The sequence below is a fragment of the Tenacibaculum sp. MAR_2009_124 genome (assembly GCF_900105455.1).
Lineage (GTDB): Bacteria > Bacteroidota > Bacteroidia > Flavobacteriales > Flavobacteriaceae > Polaribacter.
On record NZ_FNSF01000005.1, the window covers coordinates 400094 to 419113 of the forward strand.

A 19020-nucleotide genomic window follows, 5' to 3' on the forward strand; every position below is an offset into this window, starting at 1 on the left:
GCTATCAGGATTCACAATTAAATTAGAACATAAACTTTTAACCTAAGTTTCGCTAATACTATTCTTATTACGTATGAATCCGTAATGAGTTATACACAAAAAACATTTATTGTTTTATTGTGCTGAATAATTAACATATTTATTAGTACTACAAATCTTAAAAAACATCCCCTAAAATGAAAAAAATCAAAAGCATTCTGCGGACTATACTCTCTTAGTCAATTAAAAATCAACATATAATTTTTTAGAACAATTCTCTACAAAGGGCTCTTTATGTCTTATCGACAAACAAGCTTTAGTAGAAAGCCTGTCTATTCCTTATGTACGACTTTATATAGTCATACATGAGCATAGAAATCTAATACCCTATAATAAACATAAACTTTAAAAAATCCCCTTACAATGAAAAGAATAGCTATAGCAATATTATTTTTATCGCTAAATCATTTAGCCGCTCAAGAATCTAATTATGAAATCAGAAATTTAGAAATTAACACTCGATTTTCTGAAATTGGCCCAACATTTTACGAAAACAATACATTGGTTTTTGCAAGACCAGCAGCAAGCAATGCAAGTAAGAAGCCAAAGTTCTTCAATTTATATCAAACAAATGAATCCCCTCAATTTTACTCTAAGAAAAAAAGAGTAACCCCCTTTTCAAAAGAAATCAACACGATTTATCACGAATCTAACGCTGTTTTCACTAAAGATTATAAAACCATTTACTTTACCAAAACAAATGCTAAAAAGAGAAAACCTGGTAAAAGAGACTCTAGAGGTTCTATCGTTTTAAAAATTTACAAAGCAACCAATGTTAACGGTAAGTGGAAAAACATTGTAGAATTGCCATTTAACTCGGACAACTATTCTGTTGCTCATCCGGCATTAAGTAACGACGATAAGAAGTTATACTTTACCTCTAACATGCCCGGAACACATGGTGAATCAGATATATTCGTAGTTGATGTATTAGGAGACAACGAGTATAGTACCCCAAGAAATTTAGGATCGAAAGTAAATACTACAGGAAAAGAAATGTTCCCTTTCATTGACGAAAATAACAATCTATACTTTTCATCAGATAGCCATAAAAACAATAAAGGAGGTTTAGACATATACTGTTCTAAATTTGAAGACAGTAAATACAGCGCTCCTCAAAGTCTTGGAGTACCGATCAATAGCGATGCTGACGATTTTGGTTTTATTAAAAAGAGCGGTCAAAATGCTGGTTATTTTGCATCAAACAGATACGGAGGAAAAGGAGCCGACGATATCTATTCATTCATGCAAAACAGCGCCGTAATTAGCTTAACCATCGATTTAGATTAATTGAGATTACGTTTTTCGATAAAGAATTTTTTAAGAAGAAAACTACATTCTTCTTTTAACACCCCTGATACCACTGTAGTTTTTGGATGAATCCTAGTATCCAAAACAGTAAATCCCAACTTGGGCTCAGATGCGCCATAAACAATTTTGCCTATCTGAGCCCAATAACTTGCTCCAGCACACATCTGACATGGTTCTAAAGTGACATATAATGTGCATCCTTTCAAATATTTTCCCCCTAAATAATCTGCTGCCGCTGTAAATGCCTGCATTTCAGCATGAGCTGTTACATCATTTAGAGTTTCAGTTAAATTATGAGCTCTTGCTATTATTTGGTTATTAAAAACAATAACTACACCCACCGGAACTTCACCTTTATCGTAAGCCGTTTGTGCCTCTTGTAAGGCCTTCTTCATAAAATATTCATCATCAAACGGATCCATTTCAGTTTACTTTTTAAGTGTTTCCCAACAAAAGTAACCAAAAAATATATGGGTGAGCTGAGTTCAAATTAGTTATTTTTGTTCAAAAGTTTACAATTTGGTTTCAATTAACGTCCCTAACAATAAAAAAATTTACTTTGCTTCTGACCAACATCTAGGAGCTCCTTCTACCGAAAAAAGCTTCCCAAGAGAACAAAAATTTGTTGATTGGTTAAACGTGGTAAGAGAAGACGCCTGTGCTATCTTTTTATTAGGAGATTTATTCGATTTCTGGTTTGAATACAGAACTGTTGTACCGAAAGGGTTTGTTAGAGTTTTAGGGAAACTAGCGGAGATAAGAGATAGTGGAATTCCCATTTACTTTTTCGTTGGAAATCACGACTTATGGATGAATGATTACTTTCAGAAAGAACTCAATATTCCTGTTTTTCACGAACCCCAAGAATTTAAATTGAATGAAAAAACTTTTTTAATTGGACATGGTGATGGTTTAGGCCCACATGACAAAGGGTACAAAAGAATGAAAAAGGTATTTACTTTCCCTTTATTTAAATGGATGTTCAAATGGCTACACCCTGATTTAGGTGTTCGATTAGGACAATACATGTCTGTAAAAAATAAATTGATTTCCGGAGACGATGATGCCAAGTTTTTAGGTGAAGAGAATGAATGGTTGGTTCAGTATTGCAAAAGAAAATTAGAAACTAAAGAGTATAATTTTTTTGTTTTTGGACATCGTCATCTGCCCTTAAACATCGACCTTCCTAAAAACAGCAAATACATTAATTTAGGTGATTGGGTACAATACTTTACCTACGGTGTTTTTGAAAATGAAAGCATGGAGTTGAAGGAATTCTAAAAACTTTCTCTCAAAAAAATGAGAGAAAGCCAAACAATATAACTTTTTTTAACTTGTAGGTTTAAGGGAAAACAAACAAATTGATTTTTTCTTTTTCTGGGCAATTGTAGTGGTCAAAGCAAAATTCCCAGTTCTTTTAGAAATATATTTTATACTCCACCATTCTTATAACAGAATTGAAAGTACTCCCAAAACTATAAGAATAAAACCTGCGGGAATTTGATATTTCAGCAGCTTTAAACGTAAAGCCTGTCCTTTTTCTTTAGCAGCATCATTCTTCTCTAAAAGGTATTTAGAAATTAGTCCATACCCCAAAATAAATCCTACAACGAACTCAATAATATTTACTCCAAGAGAAATAAGCCATCCAAGACTAAAAGAGGTGAGACTCAAAATTGATTGAATAACTCCCCATACTCCCCAAAATGCAAGTAAAACACCGATCCAACCCTGAAAAGGTGTTAGCTTATCTATAATTTCTTTTGCATTTGGTTTTTTCGCAATAATAGCTGGCGATGCAGCTAAAACACCTCCTAAAATTGCAATAATTGCTCCTAACATAATTTGTATTTTAATAGTTACGATAGCTAATATAGTTTAGTAAAAGGATAATAACAAGCTCTAACTATTATTCGCAACACACAAGCTACTATTCGATAAAAAAACCTAATAAACAACACATTAACACAAAAATTAGGCTAAAAAAAATCCAGAAGAGCAAAAACTCTTCTGGATTAAAACAATTAATAAAACTAAGTATTACTTAGTTAATTTATTAAAACTTAAATGTTAATCCTGCTCTAAATGAAGTTCCATTAAAACCAAATTGGTTAACCTCCCAAGGATACCTGAATCGTCCTCCAAGATTGGTTACTGCATCTCCTTTAGGATCAATTTCATCTGGAAAGACATCGAATAAATTATTCACTTGTGCTCTGAAAGATATAACTTCAGAAAAATCATATCCAAATGACAAGTCAGTTACCACCTTTCCTGTAAAGGTTTGGTCTTTCGACGGATCTGAAGCATGCTGCCAAGTTACCTCTCCAAAATAAGTATTATTTAAATTAGCAGAAAAATTTCCAATTTTATAGTTTCCACCGAATAAAAACTTCATATTAGGTCTTGCGCTAACAATTCTTGATTGTTCTTTCCTATTGAAAATTTTATTCTTATACCCACTTAACTTACTTGGTGTTTCAACCTCTCCTTCTAAATTGGTTCTATTTACATTCAACGCTACATTAACCCCTAGCTTCCCAGAAGCAAAATCAATGTTTTTATAGCGCATTGTATAATCAAATCCTTGTGTAACTGTATTTACTGCATTAATAAAAAATTTAATACTCGTAACATTATTATCATCTAATATCTGTTGCACTGCGGCATTTGGAACACCATTATCATCTTCACCAGTAATCTCTCCTGTAAATAACACTCTATCATCAACTCGTACATTGTAATAATCCAATGAAATTGTAAAATCTCTAGAGGCTTTTACCGTTATCCCCGCTGAAATATTCTTAGAAGTTTCAGCGAACAATGGTGCCACTCCAAGATCTCTAATTACAGGACTCACATTATTAAAAGTTCCTTGATTTGAAATTGTATTTCCTGAAACCAATGTCTGTACATTACTTAAATAAACTTGATGCAATGAAGGCGCTCTAAAACCAGTACTATATGACGCTCTTAGTACACCCGCTTCACCCAACTTATATCGAGAATTTATTTTCCAAGAAGTATTTCCTCCAAAATCTGAATAATTTTCATAACGTACAGCTCCACCAATTAAAAAACGATCAGAAACATCCCAATCCAATGTTCCATAAACACCTATATTGGTTCTTGTTTCATTTAAAGCATTACTCGGTTGTAACCCCGGAAACGATTGTGCTCCTCCATCTATATAAGACTCTTCCTGACCTTCAGTAACTTCGAAACGTTCTTGACGAGCCTCAACTCCCAGCCCCATACTTATTTCTCCAAAACTTCTATTAACATCAAAGTTTCCAATAATATTACTAAAACCATACGCTCCTGCATCGAAACTTGTAGGACTCGCTGCACCTAAACTCGGATTAATCGTGTTTCCAATAATATAATCAACTTGATTTCCACCATACGTTGCGCTTAAATCAGTATTGAAACCACCAAGTAAAAATTTTCCTCCGGCAGTAAATAATATATCTTTAATATCCGTTTCAAAAGTAGGCTGAAACCCTTGGTATACTCCATTTGCATCATAAAGAGGGTTGTTTTGCGGGGAATTTTGTCCAGGTACACCTGGCCAATATGGAACTCTATATAAAGCAAAACTTTTCCCTTTCCTCAAATTAAACCCACCAAAAGCATATAATTTGGCAGTATCATTTAACGGAAATTCTGCATTAATATAAGCATCTCCTTTTCTCATTTCTGGTTGTCCTACAATCATTCCCAAATCAGGATTTTCCCTTAACCAATCTGTATTTCCAAATAAAATATCATCTCCAGTTGCTAAAACACCATCAGTCGCCAAGTAACCATCGGCAGCTTCAATTGGAATTTCTCCAATACTATAAAGTAAGCCAAATAAACCATCTCCTCCTGGAGTACCTGCCCTATTAGTATAATCCTGATAACTAAAACCTAAAGTAGCATTTAAAAAACCACCGTTTCCAAAAGTCATTGTATGATTAATATCAGCATCGGCATTAAAACCATCTCCCCTTGAAGTTACACCTGAATTAATATTTACTTGAGTAAAATCAACATCCTTCTTCAAAATAATATTTACCACTCCAGCTACGGCATCAGAACCATATTGAGCTGATGCTCCATCTCTAAGAATTTCAACTCTTTCAATAGCCGCAGTAGGAATACTTTTCATATCCGTTCCAACCTCTCCCTTTCCAGGTGTATCATTTACATAAACTAATGCACTCTGATTTTTTCTTTTACCATTTATCAAGACCAATGTTCTACTTGGTCCTAAGCCTCTTAAATCGGCCGGATCAAAATGCGCCGTTGCATCCGAAATTGTTTGATTTGTAGAGTTATAAGAAGGTACGGCAAAAGTTAACATTTGATCAATACTTGTTTGACCTGTAGCTTGCAACTCACGAACCCCAACATTATCAATTGGCACCGCCGAATCTAAAATTGTTCTTGGTTTCGACCTGTTCCCTGTTAATACGACTTCGTCCAATACACCACTATCTTCTTGCATGGTAATTCGAATTGTGGTGCCTGAAGTAACATCCCTCTCTATTGTTTTAAACCCAAGAGATGAGAAGATTAACACCCCTGGCATTTTTCTCAGAGTTATCGTGAACTCTCCCTGATCATTCGTATTTACACCATTTGAAGTTCCTTTCTCTATAACATTTATAAAAGGTAATGGCTCATTTTTTTCATCTAATATTTTTCCCTTAACTACTTGACCATAGGTAAATGCGCAACACATTAATACTAAGGCAGTAATTAGCTTGGTTAATTGTTTCATACGTAATAATTATTTATAGAAGTGTTTAATGATTAAAAAACCCTAATTGCAGAGTCATTAATAAAAGACACAAAATATAAAAACATACTCTTAAATAATCATAATTTTTTATTTTTTCAACACCTTTAGTCAGTTTTTTAGGTTTAACCATACTTTAACAAATCAGAATGTCTTATTATTGTAGTTTTGTTAAACAAAAAAGCTAACATAATTCGAAATTATATGGATGTAGATGTAAGAGCAATCAATGAGAAAATAGAGCAAGAGAGTGCCTTTGTTGATTTATTGACTACCGAAATGAATAAGGTGATTGTAGGTCAGAAGTATATGATTGAGCGATTACTAATTGGTTTATTAGGAAATGGACATATTTTACTAGAAGGTGTTCCTGGTCTTGCGAAAACTTTGGCAATTAACACTCTTTCAAAAGCAGTTCAGGGTAGTTTTAGTCGTGTACAATTTACTCCGGATTTACTTCCAGCAGATGTAGTTGGAACAATGATTTATAACGTAAAAGAGAATGACTTTTCGATTAAAAAAGGTCCTGTTTTTGCAAATTTTGTTTTAGCAGATGAGATTAACAGAGCACCTGCAAAAGTACAATCGGCTTTACTGGAAGCAATGCAAGAAAGGCAAATTACTATTGGTGATCAAACCTTTAAACTTGACGAACCATTTTTAGTAATGGCAACTCAGAATCCTGTTGAACAGGAAGGAACGTATCCTTTACCTGAAGCTCAAGTTGACCGTTTTATGCTAAAAACTGTTATTGACTATCCTAAAATTCAAGACGAACAGATAATTTTACGTCAAAACTTAAGTGGTAACTACGAAAAAATTAACCCAGTAGTTTCTATAGAACAAATTATTCGTGCCAGAAATGCTGTGAACGAAGTTTATATGGATGAAAAGATTGAAAAGTATATCCTTGATATAATTTTTGCAACCCGTTATCCTGAAAAATATAATTTAGAAAAATTACAGCCTCTTATTAACTTCGGATCATCTCCTCGTGGTAGTATTGCTCTAGCTAAAGCTGCCAAGTGCTATGCTTTCATTAAAAGAAGAGGGTATGTAATTCCTGAAGATGTAAGAGCTGTTGTATATGACGTTTTAAGACATAGAATTGGAATTACCTATGAGGCTGAAGCCGAAAACATATCTTCAATCGATATTATTAATGATATTATTAACGAAGTACAGGTACCTTAAAATATAACCAACGGAAACCTAACCACACTCTACAAACAGAAAAATTTCACCCCCTTTAAATTAATCTAGTTAGAGATGACTTATAAATTAACAACTTACAAAACCTTAACAGGAACAAAGAGAATTTTAGAGCTTAAAAAAAGAAAAAGAACTGAAGCTATTATTTATCAAAATGAAGAGCCTTCTTTTTTCGTAGATTGTTTTGATTTACAAACTGAATCAAATGTTATCATGAATAGCCTAGTACTAGGACAAAAAAGAAGTATTTGTAATGTGATAAAAGAAATAGCTCAAAAAAACAATGTTAACATAACAGTGAAAGAGGCGCCATTACTTTCAATTGAAAAATCATTTGAATTAAAAGAAGTTGAACTTCCGCCCTTACCTGAAAATTGGTTGAACTAGTGCATGGACACAAAAGAATTACTAAAAAAAGTTCGCAAAATTGAAATTAAGACACGAAGGTTGTCTAATCATATATTCGGAGGAGAATACCACTCGACCTTTAAAGGTCGTGGTATGACCTTCTCTGAAGTGCGTCAATATCAATATGGTGACGATATTCGAGCAATTGACTGGAATGTTACTGCAAGATATAATGAGCCCTTTGTGAAAGTTTTTGAAGAGGAACGAGAACTTACCATGATGCTTGTTGTGGATATTTCTGGTTCAGAGTTCTTTGGCACAAATCAACAGTTTAAAAAAGACACTATTACGGAAATTGCTGCTACTCTTGCCTTTTCAGCAATTCAAAATAACGATAAAGTAGGTTTGATTCTGTTTTCTGATCAAATCGAACTTTTTATTCCTCCCAAAAAAGGAAGGAGTCATGTATTACGTATTATACGTGAACTTATAGAGTTTGAAGGAAAAAGTAAAAAAACGGATATTGACCAGGCATTAAAATTCCTTTCCAACGTCTTAAAGAAGAAAGCAATTGTTTTTGTTCTTTCTGATTTTATGAATGACAATTACGAACGTACTTTAAAAATTGCTGGAAACAAACACGATTTAACAGGAATTAGAGTATTCGACAAACATGATCAGGAAATTCCTAATATAGGAATGGTTCCAATGTTAGATGCTGAAACTGGAGAAGTACATCTTGTTAATACGAGTTCTTCTTCTGTAAGAAAACAGTACAAAACAAATGCCCTATATCTTGAAGATTATTTTATAAGTACTTTTAGAAAAAGTGGCGCAGGAGTTATAAATACTCGTGTTGACGAAAGCTATGTAAAAAAACTATTAGGATATTTTAAACAAAAAGGATAATTGTTAAGCTATTACGTTCACGAAATTATGAAGCAAAACCTATTATACATATTATTCTTATTTTCGATAACCATTGGATATTCTCAAAACCAATTGGTTAAAGCTGAGATTGACACCATAAGCATTCGAATTGGAGAACAGTTTCAATATAAACTTACGATTGACGAAACGGAAAATGTAATTATTCCGAAACTTGAAAATTTAAAAGGTTTAGAGGTGGTTGATTCTTTAAAATTAGACACCATTAACAACAAGTTAATTCAAAAGTATGTCTTAACGGGTTTTGATAGCGGTGCTTTTTATATTCCACGACAACAAATATTCATAAAAAATCAAGCACACCTTACCGATAGTTTATTAGTAAATGTAGCTACCGTAGCGATTGACACTACCAAAGTAAAAAAATTCCCTATAAAGGGGATCAAAGGAGAACCCTATCAATTTGATGATTATAAAGAATATATTTTCTGGGCACTAATCGTTTTACTTATAGTTATTACAACCTTATACTTTGCTCTGAAACGAAGTGACAAAAGCACTTCTGAAGCCTTTGTTCCTAAATTAGCTCCTTATCAAGAAGCATTGCAAAATTTAAAGCTATTGGATGAAAAACTTCTATGGCAAAATAATAAAGTAAAAGCTCACTATAGCGAGTTAACTGAAATTATAAGAAACTTTATTGAACGAGAGTTGAATATCCCAGCACTTGAACAAACAACCAATGAATTGGTTGACACCCTCACGGACTTCAGCAATATAAATACTATTACCACTGACAAAGAAACGATTCAAAAACTTGAAAAACTATTAAGTAAATCAGATCTTGTAAAGTTTGCTAAGTCAAAACCTATGGCTCATGATATTGAGTTTGATAGAAAAAATGCTGAGATTATTATTAATAATATTAAACCAGCAATAACAGAAGAAAATACAGAAACTAGTTATAGCAAACCCGTTGTTATTATCGAAAAACCAGAGGTTAAACAACCTAATATGGTTTCCAAAATTTTAATTATTGTTGCAATAATTGCCATCGGTATTTTAATTTCTTATGGAATTTCGAAAGCTAAATCAATGTCTAACTTAACAAAAGAACCAGTAGAAAATGTTCAATAATTTTGAATTTCACAACCCAGAATTTCTTTGGCTACTATTGTTTATTCCTTTGTTAGCTATTTGGTATTTCCTTACCAATAAAAAAAACAGTGCACGATTAACCATTGGAAGTACAAAAGCTTTCATGATAAAAAAGTCTATTTTATCAAGACTAAAGCCGCTTTTATATGTTTTAAGACTGTTAGCTCTAGCTTTTATTATTGTTGGATTGGCTCGTCCTCGTAATGTTTCTATCAGTAAAAAAACAAAAACGAACAGAGGAATCGATATCGTTATGGCTATTGATGTGTCGGCAAGTATGCTGGCAAAAGATTTAAAACCAAATCGTCTTGAAGCTTTAAAAAGAGTAGCTACCGAATTTGTAAACAAACGACCTAATGACAGAATCGGTATTGTGGTTTATGCTGGAGAGAGTTTTACACAAACACCTATAACAAGTGACAAATCAATTGTAAAACGAACTATTTCTGAAATTAAATGGGGACAGTTAGAAGGCGGAACGGCTATTGGAATGGGGCTTGGCTCAGCCGTGAATCGTTTAAAAGAAAGCAAAGCAAAGAGTAAAGTAATTATTCTTTTAACAGACGGTGTAAATAATGCTGGCTTCGTAGATCCTAAAACTGCCACTGAACTTGCAAAAGGAAACAATATAAAAGTTTATACCATTGGTATCGGTACAAACGGAATGGCTCCATTTCCATGGGCTAAAGACCCTAGAACGGGAAAAATATCCTTTAGAAATCAACAAGTAGAAATTGATGAAAAGCTTTTGCAACACATTGCAACCGAAACTGAAGGTAAATACTTCAGAGCAACTAATAACACAAAATTAAAAGCTATTTACGATGAAATAAATAAGCTTGAAAAAACAAAAATTGAAGAGTTTAAATACTACAACTATACCGAACAATACAGGTTATTTGTATTTATAGCTGGTATATTTTTGCTTTTAGAGTTTACACTTAAAAATACAGTTTTTAAAAGTTTTATTTAATAAAACCCTATTATGTACAAGATAGAAGAACCAATATATTTTTACTTTTTCGCAATTATTCCGATAATAATTGTAATCTACCTATTGGTTTTTTGGTGGAAAAAAAGAGCTCAGAAAAAATTTGCATCACCAGAATTATTGGAAAAACTAGCTCCGAACTCATCGAACTTTAAATCCATCCTAAAACTAATATTTTTATTAATAGGGATATCATTTCTGATTCTAGCATTGATCAATCCAAAAATGGGAACCAAACTAAAAACAGTGAAAAGAGAAGGAGTTGATGTTGTTTTTGCTTTGGATGTTTCGAAGAGTATGTTAGCAGAAGATATTGCTCCAAATAGATTAGAAAAATCGAAACAAGTAATTTCCAAAATCATTAACAAACTAGGAAGTGATAGAGTAGGAATTATCATTTATGCTGGAAATGCCTATCCTCTTTTGCCTATTACTACTGATCATGCGGCAGGGAATATGTTTTTGCAAAACGCAAATCCAGATATGGTAACTAGTCAGGGGACTGCGATTAACGAAGCCTTAAATTTAGCCAGGACCTATTATAATAATGATGAGCAAACAAATAGATTTTTAATTATTATATCTGACGGAGAAGATCATCAAGAAGACACAAAGCAAATTGCGCAAAATATAACTAACGAAGGTATTAAAGTTTATACCATTGGTGTTGGAACCGAAACTGGAGGGCCAATTCCTTTAAAAATAAATGGATCTTTAATAGGCTATAAAAAAGACCGAAAAGGAGAAACTGTTATTACACAAAGAAAATCAACCATACTTAAAGATATTGCAGATATTGGAAATGGCAATTATGTTGATGGCAATAAAACGGAAGTTGCTGTTGATGCGATTGCCAATGTAATTGCCAATGCTCAAAAAAGTGAATTTGAGACAAAACAATTTTCAGATTATCAAGACCAGTTTCAATGGCCTCTTGGTATTGCTTTGTTGTTTTTAATTTTAGATGTTTTACTTTTTGACAGAAAGACAAAATGGTTAAAGAAAATTGACTTGTTTAATGAAGAGACTAAAAATTAAAAAGGTGAACAAATTAAATATTTTAATTATTGGGCTCTTAACCTTGTTTTCTTTTCAGGTTAATGCTCAAATAGACACGCTTCAACTAAAGAAAGAAGCACGATCACTTCTACGCGAAGGCAATGAACTATACAATAAGCAAAAGTTTGACGATGCCTCAATCGCCTATAGAAAAGCCCTAGGGAAAGATAGCAAGTATGATAAGGCAGCGTATAACTACGGGAACTCATTATATCAAAACAAAAATTATAAGGAAGCTGTTTCTCAATATGAACTAACAACGAAAACATCAAAAGATAAAATTGCAAAAGCTGAAGCTTATCATAATATCGGTAACGCTATGATGGAACAAAAGCAGTTTCAGCCGGCAGTCGATGCCTATAAAAATTCGTTACGAAATAATCCTAACGATGATGAAACTCGTTATAATTTGGCAGTTGCACAAAAAGAATTAAAAAAGCAACAGCAAAAGCAAAAGAACGACAAAAACAAGGATAAAGACAAGGATAAAAAAGATCAGAACAAAGATAAGAAGGACGACAAGAAAGATCAGAAGGATAAAAACGACGAAAACAAAAAAGACGATCAAAATAAAGATAAGAAAGACGGAGACGATAAGGATAAAAAAGATCAAAACAAGGATCAAAAAGATAATAAAGACAAAAACCAACAAAATAACGAGAATAAAAAAGATCAGAAGCCTCAGAAACCTCAACTTGGTAAGATGACTCCTGAACAAATGAAACAACTTTTGGAGAGCTTAAATAATGAAGAAAAGAAGACCCAAAAGAAGATGAACGTTAAAAAATCAAAAGGAAGAAAAGTTAAGCAAGAAAAAGACTGGTAATATTTTAACAAAACCCTAAGATTGAAGCCTTTATAAATTAGTTTTCATTTTAGATATTTGAATGTTAAAACATGGGTTTATAGCATATTAAAAATGAGTAAGAACTTAACATTTTATATTATACTATTTTTTACAACTATTTCTCTTTCATTGCAAGCGCAAGAAGGGAAATTTGTTGCTAGTGTAAGCAAAAACAAATTAGGTGTTAATCAACGCCTAAAAATTGAATACACTATAAACAAGCAAGGAGCTGATAATTTTACACCTCCTAATTTTAAAAACTTTAGAATTGTTGGTGGTCCAAGTCAATCTATTAGTCAATCCTATATTAACGGTGTTGTTACGTTTTCTCAGTCTTACACCTATATTTTGCAACCTAAGAGGAAAGGAGAGTTCAACTTACCTCCTGGTTCTATTGAAATAGAAGGAGAAACTATACAGTCAAATGTTATTAAAATAATAGTTCTGGATGCTGTTGAGTTACCCAAAAATCCTAACGATCCAAATTATATAGCCTCTCAAAACATTCATTTAGTTGCAGAAGTTTCCAAATCAAGACCTTATGTTGGAGAAGGTCTTTATTTAGAATATCGACTCTATTTTAGTGAAAATGTTGGTATTTATGACAATGCTATTACCGAATCTCCGCAATATAATGGGTTTTGGAATCAAGAAATTAAAAACACAGGAACACCGGTAAAACAAGGTAGCTATAATGGTGAGAAATACCGTTATGCTGTTTTACACAAGGCCTTATTAATCCCTACAAAATCTGGAAAACTTACTATAGATCCAATGAAAATGGATATTGTAGTTGCCGTTCCTACAGGAAGAGTAGATTTTTTCGGAAACCTGATCACAAAACAGGTTAGACGAGAATTTTCTTCAGCGAAGAAAACCATTTCTGTAAAAACACTACCATTAAAGAACAAACCTGAAAACTTTAATGGAGCTGTTGGTCAATTCTCCTTTGATGTAGCGTTAAGTAAACAAATTTTAAAAGCAAATGAATCTTCTCAAATTTCAGTTGCTGTTAAAGGGAAAGGAAATTTAAAACTTTTTGAATTACCAAAGGTAGAAACTCCAAAAGAACTTGAAGTTTATCAACCAGAAAGAAAAGAAAAAATTTCCATCACTTCTACTGGACTTAAAGGAAGTATTACTGATAACTATACAGTTGTACCAGAATATAAAGGAAAGTACAAAATACCTTCTGTTAGTTTTTCTTATTTTGACCCTAAGAAAAAAGTATATCAGACTATCAACTCTGATGACATGTATGTGCAGGTACTAGAAGGAAAAGAACTTACTTCCAATTCTAATAATATCCCAATTACTAAACAAAACATACAAGTTACGGGCAATGACTTTAGATATATTCAAACAAAATCTGAATTTAATAAAATTAATAAATCAGATTTCTTTAAATCTACTTTGTTCTACTTACTCTTAATTATTTCTATTCTCTCAATACCTGTTGTAATCCTTTTCAATAGAAAAAAAGAAGAGAGAGATAGAGATGTGGCAGGTAATAAGAGAAGGTTAGCTGATAAACTAGCAAAGAAATATCTTTCTGAGGCTCAAAAACAACTCGGTCATAAAGAAGCATTTTACGAATCTCTTGAAAGAGCATTGCACAATTATTTAAAAGCTAAATTAAAAGTAGAAACCTCAGATATTAGTAAAGACAAAATTACAGGGCTTCTTGAAAAACGTAATGTAGATAGTGATACGATTAATGAATTTATTTCCGTATTAAACGACTGCGATTTTGCTCGTTACACACCTATCGATAGTGTGCAAATGAATCAAGAGTTCGATAAAGCAAAGCAAATAATAACCCAATTAGATAAACAGTTATAATGAGAAATATCCTATTACTTCTAGTACTGCTATCGAACATTGTATCCGCTCAAAACACCGATGCTTTATTTGCAGATGCCAACAAGTTATACCGACAAGATAAATTTGAAGAGGCGCTGAACATTTATAAAAAAATTGAAGCCACGGAAAAACTCTCTTCTGAATTATATTATAATATTGCAAATTGTCATTATAAATTAAATAAAGTAGCCCCAAGTATTTATAATTATGAAATGGCTTTGTCACTTGATCCATTTAATCAAGACGCTCGAAATAATCTTGCTATTGCCTATAAATTGACTCTAGATAGAATAGAACCTCTTCCAAAAACTCTATTTCAGAAAATTAGCATCAATTTCTTTGAAAAACTTCATTATAATACATGGGCTTATATTTCAGTTGTTTTATCAGTTATTGCTAGCCTACTTTTTATCTTATTTTATGTATCCTATGATTCACGAAAAAAGAGGGTTTATTTTACTATTAGTATCTTAAGTTTTATTTTACTCATAGGCTCATTACTAATTACGTACCAGCAATTTAACGCTTTTCAAAATAAACAAGAAGCTATTATTTTTGCTCGAGAAGTTGAAATAAAAAATGCTCCTACTTCAAGTTCTGGTGATGTTTTTACACTTCATGAAGGAACGAAAGTATCGGTAATTGACTCAGTAGATGATTGGAGAAAAATTAAGTTAATTGATGGGAAAATCGGATGGATTCAGTCAAATAACATCAAAATCATCAATAATTTTTAATTTTTGTTAACAAGCGGTTAAAACTTATTATTGTATATTAGGAGCTCATAAAAAATGAGCAAGTATATTTTCACATATCTTCTAATAACATTAATAACCTCAACTGTGGTTATTCCTACGTACATGAGCCTTTCTGAAGAAATTTGTGAAACTTCTGTAGTAATGGATACTGAGAAAGATAGTGACGAAGCTCATAAAGAATTAGAAATCAAATTTCTTCATTCTGATCAAGAATCATTTACTTACAATAATGCAATTACCCAAATAAAGCTACCTTATAAAATTAAGGTATATAATCCTGTTTATAAAAAACAAGAATGTCCTCCTCCTGAGGGCATTGTATAAAACCCTTTTCGATTTGTATAAATTCACCTTATTTTCTAATAGGGACAGGATAGCGTAATGCTATTTTTTCTAATTTATATACATCATTTATTCAAACTTAACCATTAATTTCAAACTATTAGTTCACACTAATACAAAACCACGTTTTTATGTTTAAAACAATTAAAAGCGATTTACCCGCTAGTATAGTGGTGTTTTTCGTTGCATTACCCCTCTGTTTAGGGATTGCTCTCGCAAGTGGGGCACCATTATTTTCAGGCCTAATTGCCGGTATTGTTGGAGGTATTTTAGTAGGATCTCTAAGTGGATCTAAAATTGGCGTAAGTGGACCAGCCGCCGGTCTTGCTGCCATCGTGCTAACCGCTATCGGTGAGTTAGGAGGGTTTAATAATTTTTTACTTGCCGTTGTTCTTGGAGGAGCTATTCAGTTAGTCTTCGGACTCCTAAGAGCTGGAATTATAGGGTATTACTTTCCTTCATCAGTAATAAAAGGAATGCTAACTGGAATCGGTCTTATCATTATTCTAAAACAAATTCCACATTTCTTTGGATATGATGCCAACCCTGAAGGAGATTTTGCATTTTTCCAAATAGACGGTGAAAATACTTTTTCAGAAATATTAAATACTGTTAATCATATTGGAGTGGGATCAACCATTATAGGAATCATTGGTTTAGCAATCCTTCTTTTATGGGACAAAGTACTTGTTAAAAAAGCCAGAATATTTCAATTAATTCAAGGACCAGTTGTTGCGGTGGTAGTAGGTATTATTTTCCATATTGTTACCCAAGGCAGTGAAACTTTAGGTATTAGCTCAAAACATTTAGTAATGGTTCCTGTACCAGAAGGTATCGATTCTTTCTTTGGTCAATTTCAACTTCCTAATTTTGCACTAATTACGGATCCTAGTATTTGGATTACAGCATTTACTATTGCCTTAGTCGCGAGTTTGGAAACATTATTATGTGTTGAAGCAACAGATAAAATCGATCCAGATAAAAATGTTACTCCAACAAATAGAGAGCTACTAGCCCAAGGAGCAGGAAATATTGTTTCAGGATTAATAGGTGGATTACCAGTAACGCAAGTAATTGTTAGAAGTTCGGCAAACATCCAATCAGGAGGTAAAAGTAAAGCTTCAGCTATAATACATGGATTTTTATTACTTATATCGATTATTCTAATTCCAAGATTATTAAACCAAATTCCCTTATCAGTTTTAGCCGCTGTTCTATTTATTGTAGGATTCAAACTTGCTAAACCATCATTATTTAAGAAGATGTATTCTTTGGGTTGGAAACAATTTCTTCCGTTCATAGTAACCGTTTTAGGAATTGTATTTATTGACTTATTAAAAGGAATTGGTCTTGGATTAACTGTTGGTATCATTGTAATTCTGATAAAAAGTTACCAAAATTCTCACTTCCTACATATTGAAGATATTAGTAATGGACTACATAAAATTAAAATGACCCTTGCTGAAGAAGTAACTTTCTTTAATAAAGGAGCAATTTTAAAGGAATTGGATAGTTTGCCTAAGAATACACATTTGGAAATAGATGTTAGAAAAACACGCTATTTAGATAATGACATTATAGAAATTCTAGAAGACTTTGCCTATAAAGCTCAAGAGCGTGATATACATATTACCGTTTATTCCGAGCGAGGTATCGTAGAAAACCCAACTAGTTTTATCGAATTTTTCAAATTACGTCCGAAAACCACCTAACGATGAAAAGTGATAAAACCAATTACCGAATTTCGGTATTAACAGATTTAAAAGAAAGTGCTGAAACGGTTATTGAAACGGCCTTGAGTATTGCTAAGGTTACAAAAGGAAGTATTGCTATTTTCCATGTATTGAAACCTTCAAATATTGTACATTCTGAAAACCAACTTTCTGCTTCAAGAAACATTAATAATGAGTACACCAAAACTGAAAAGAAAATAGAAGCGCTTGTAGAAAAGTATTCAATAAAACATGATACACCTATTAGCTATTCCTTTTCTATTGGTAATATTAAAAACAATATTGAACTCTATTTAAACGACCATGCACCAGACATTGTTGTAATTGGTAAAAAAAGTTCGGCTGCATTAAGTTTCTTTGGAAATGGTGTAACAGATTTAGTACTTAAAAAACATCAAGGAGAGGTTGTTATCGCTGCAGATGGAAACAAACTAGTACCTAATGAACTTATTAATTTAGGTTTTTTAAATAAATTAAGACCATTTAAAAATCCAGATATTTTCATTCAAATCGCTCAAAATGCAATTGATCCAATAAAAACGTTTCAATTTACTGATGATATTAACCACGATCAAACAGTTATAGAATCGTTTAAAAACAAAAAAATAGTTGAATATGTTTTTGAAAAAAGCAATAATGTTGTGAATAATCTAACCACTTATTTACGCAAAAACAACATCAACTTACTTTGTTTACCAAGAAAAAAGAACAATCAAACAACAAAAGAATTGGACATTAATGATGTATTAAATAAATTAAACATCTCATTATTAGTAACCGCAAATTAAATTTAACACAAACACGAATTAAATGAAAGCTCATACCAAAGAAACCCAAGCTGTTATGACACCAGAAAAATCGCTTCAAGCCTTAAAAGAAGGCAACTTGCGATTTCAACAGAGTTTAAAAGCAGAGAGAAACCTATTGGAACAAGTGAATGACACTAAGAACGGACAATTTCCTTTTGCTACTGTTTTGAGTTGTATTGACTCAAGAGTATCTTCTGAACTAATTTTCGATCAAGGAATTGGAGATGTTTTTAGTGTTAGAATTGCTGGCAACTTCGTAAACGAGGATATATTAGGAAGTATGGAATTTGCATGTAAACTTGCAGGAACCAGATTAATCGTCGTTTTAGGACACACCAGTTGTGGAGCAGTAAAAGGAGCCTGTGATGATGCAAAACTAGGAAATCTAACAGGAATGTTAGGGAAAATTAAACCCGCAGTAGAAGCTGTTGCAGAACCTAAGGATGCCTCAATTAGAAATTCTTCTAACTTAGATTTCGTAAACAATGTAGCTAAGAAAAACGTTGAATTAACAATTGACAATATTGTAAAACAAAGTGAAGTCTTAGCAGACATGCATAATAATGGAGAAATTCAAATCGTTGGAGGCATGTATGATATCAAAGATGGCTCTGTAACATTTTACGAATAAAACACGAAAAATAATCACCTAAAAAAGAGTCTATTACAATCAATAGACTCTTTTTTTTTACAAAGAATCCGTATCTTGCAACCAATAACTTACGATTTTTTCAATCAAAAAAAGTCATAAAGTTTTATGACATAGATTCTTATAATGTTATCATTTTGTATAAAGCGCAAATACCTCTTATAAAATTTCGTAATAATATTTACATAAACTAAGTTTGCCGCTGAAACTGTTAAGTAAAATAAACT

General features: G+C 32.4%; 18 protein-coding genes. 15 read left to right on the top strand and 3 right to left on the bottom strand.

The annotated features are described in order from the left end of the window. Positions 1-402 precede the first annotated feature (402 nt). Entirely contained in the window at positions 403-1329 is a 927-nt protein-coding gene (locus BLW23_RS12470; RefSeq protein WP_093670323.1) for a TolB family protein, read from the top strand. Here BLW23_RS12470 and BLW23_RS12475 read toward each other — a convergent pair. After that, positions 1326-1772, bottom strand: a complete 447-nt coding sequence (locus BLW23_RS12475; protein ID WP_093670325.1) for a nucleoside deaminase — start codon at positions 1770-1772, stop codon at positions 1326-1328. The two genes, BLW23_RS12470 and BLW23_RS12475, sit on opposite strands and share 4 nt — an antisense overlap. 97 nt (positions 1773-1869) lie before the next feature. Here BLW23_RS12475 and BLW23_RS12480 point away from each other — a divergent pair, with 97 nt between their 5' ends. After that, a complete protein-coding gene (locus BLW23_RS12480) occupies positions 1870-2631 on the top strand; it encodes a UDP-2,3-diacylglucosamine diphosphatase (RefSeq protein WP_410529753.1) in 762 nt (253 codons plus the stop codon). A 165-nt stretch (positions 2632-2796) separates the two neighbouring features. Here BLW23_RS12480 and BLW23_RS12485 read toward each other — a convergent pair whose 3' ends face one another. Then, entirely contained in the window at positions 2797-3192 is a 396-nt protein-coding gene (locus tag BLW23_RS12485; protein ID WP_093670327.1) for a hypothetical protein, read from the bottom strand. A 214-nt stretch (positions 3193-3406) separates the two neighbouring features. Next, positions 3407-6118, bottom strand: coding sequence for a TonB-dependent receptor (locus BLW23_RS12490; RefSeq protein WP_093670329.1), 2712 nt, complete (start codon positions 6116-6118; stop codon positions 3407-3409). A 222-nt stretch (positions 6119-6340) separates the two neighbouring features. Here BLW23_RS12490 and BLW23_RS12495 point away from each other — a divergent pair, with 222 nt between their 5' ends. From BLW23_RS12495 to BLW23_RS12555, 13 genes are all read left to right on the top strand, one after another. After that, positions 6341-7330, top strand: coding sequence for an AAA family ATPase (locus BLW23_RS12495; RefSeq protein WP_093670331.1), 990 nt, complete (start codon positions 6341-6343; stop codon positions 7328-7330). A 75-nt stretch (positions 7331-7405) separates the two neighbouring features. Further along, a complete protein-coding gene (locus BLW23_RS12500; protein WP_093670333.1) occupies positions 7406-7735 on the top strand; it encodes a hypothetical protein in 330 nt (109 codons plus the stop codon). Between the two features lie 3 nt (positions 7736-7738). After that, positions 7739-8605, top strand: coding sequence for a DUF58 domain-containing protein (locus BLW23_RS12505; protein WP_093670335.1), 867 nt, complete (start codon positions 7739-7741; stop codon positions 8603-8605). A gap of 27 nt (positions 8606-8632) precedes the next feature. Continuing rightward, complete coding sequence (locus BLW23_RS12510; protein ID WP_176829816.1) at positions 8633-9721, top strand: hypothetical protein; 1089 nt, start codon at positions 8633-8635, stop codon at positions 9719-9721. Further along, positions 9711-10715 (top strand): vWA domain-containing protein, encoded by a 1005-nt coding sequence (locus BLW23_RS12515; RefSeq protein WP_093670337.1) that lies wholly within the window; start codon positions 9711-9713, stop codon positions 10713-10715. Before BLW23_RS12510 ends, BLW23_RS12515 begins: the two co-directional genes overlap by 11 nt. A 12-nt stretch (positions 10716-10727) precedes the next feature. Then, positions 10728-11771: a VWA domain-containing protein gene (locus BLW23_RS12520; RefSeq protein WP_093670339.1), complete on the top strand. Its 1044-nt coding sequence runs from the start codon at positions 10728-10730 to the stop codon at positions 11769-11771. Further along, positions 11752-12618, top strand: coding sequence for a tetratricopeptide repeat protein (locus BLW23_RS12525; RefSeq protein ID WP_176829817.1), 867 nt, complete (start codon positions 11752-11754; stop codon positions 12616-12618). Before BLW23_RS12520 ends, BLW23_RS12525 begins: the two co-directional genes overlap by 20 nt. A 93-nt stretch (positions 12619-12711) precedes the next feature. Continuing rightward, entirely contained in the window at positions 12712-14481 is a 1770-nt protein-coding gene (locus BLW23_RS12530; protein ID WP_093670341.1) for a BatD family protein, read from the top strand. Then, complete coding sequence (locus BLW23_RS12535) at positions 14481-15239, top strand: SH3 domain-containing protein (RefSeq protein WP_093670343.1); 759 nt, start codon at positions 14481-14483, stop codon at positions 15237-15239. The genes BLW23_RS12530 and BLW23_RS12535 overlap by 1 nt, the downstream gene beginning before the upstream one ends. A gap of 54 nt (positions 15240-15293) precedes the next feature. Next, positions 15294-15584, top strand: coding sequence for a hypothetical protein (locus BLW23_RS12540; RefSeq protein WP_143032169.1), 291 nt, complete (start codon positions 15294-15296; stop codon positions 15582-15584). Positions 15585-15733: 149 nt separating this feature from the next. Beyond that, entirely contained in the window at positions 15734-17314 is a 1581-nt protein-coding gene (locus tag BLW23_RS12545; RefSeq protein WP_093670347.1) for a SulP family inorganic anion transporter, read from the top strand. 2 nt (positions 17315-17316) lie between these two features. Then, positions 17317-18123 carry a universal stress protein gene (locus BLW23_RS12550; protein ID WP_093670349.1) on the top strand — a complete coding sequence of 269 codons (807 nt, stop codon included), beginning with the start codon at positions 17317-17319 and terminating at the stop codon, positions 18121-18123. Between the two features lie 22 nt (positions 18124-18145). Next, entirely contained in the window at positions 18146-18775 is a 630-nt protein-coding gene (locus BLW23_RS12555; RefSeq protein ID WP_093670351.1) for a carbonic anhydrase family protein, read from the top strand. Positions 18776-19020: the final 245 nt, after the last annotated feature.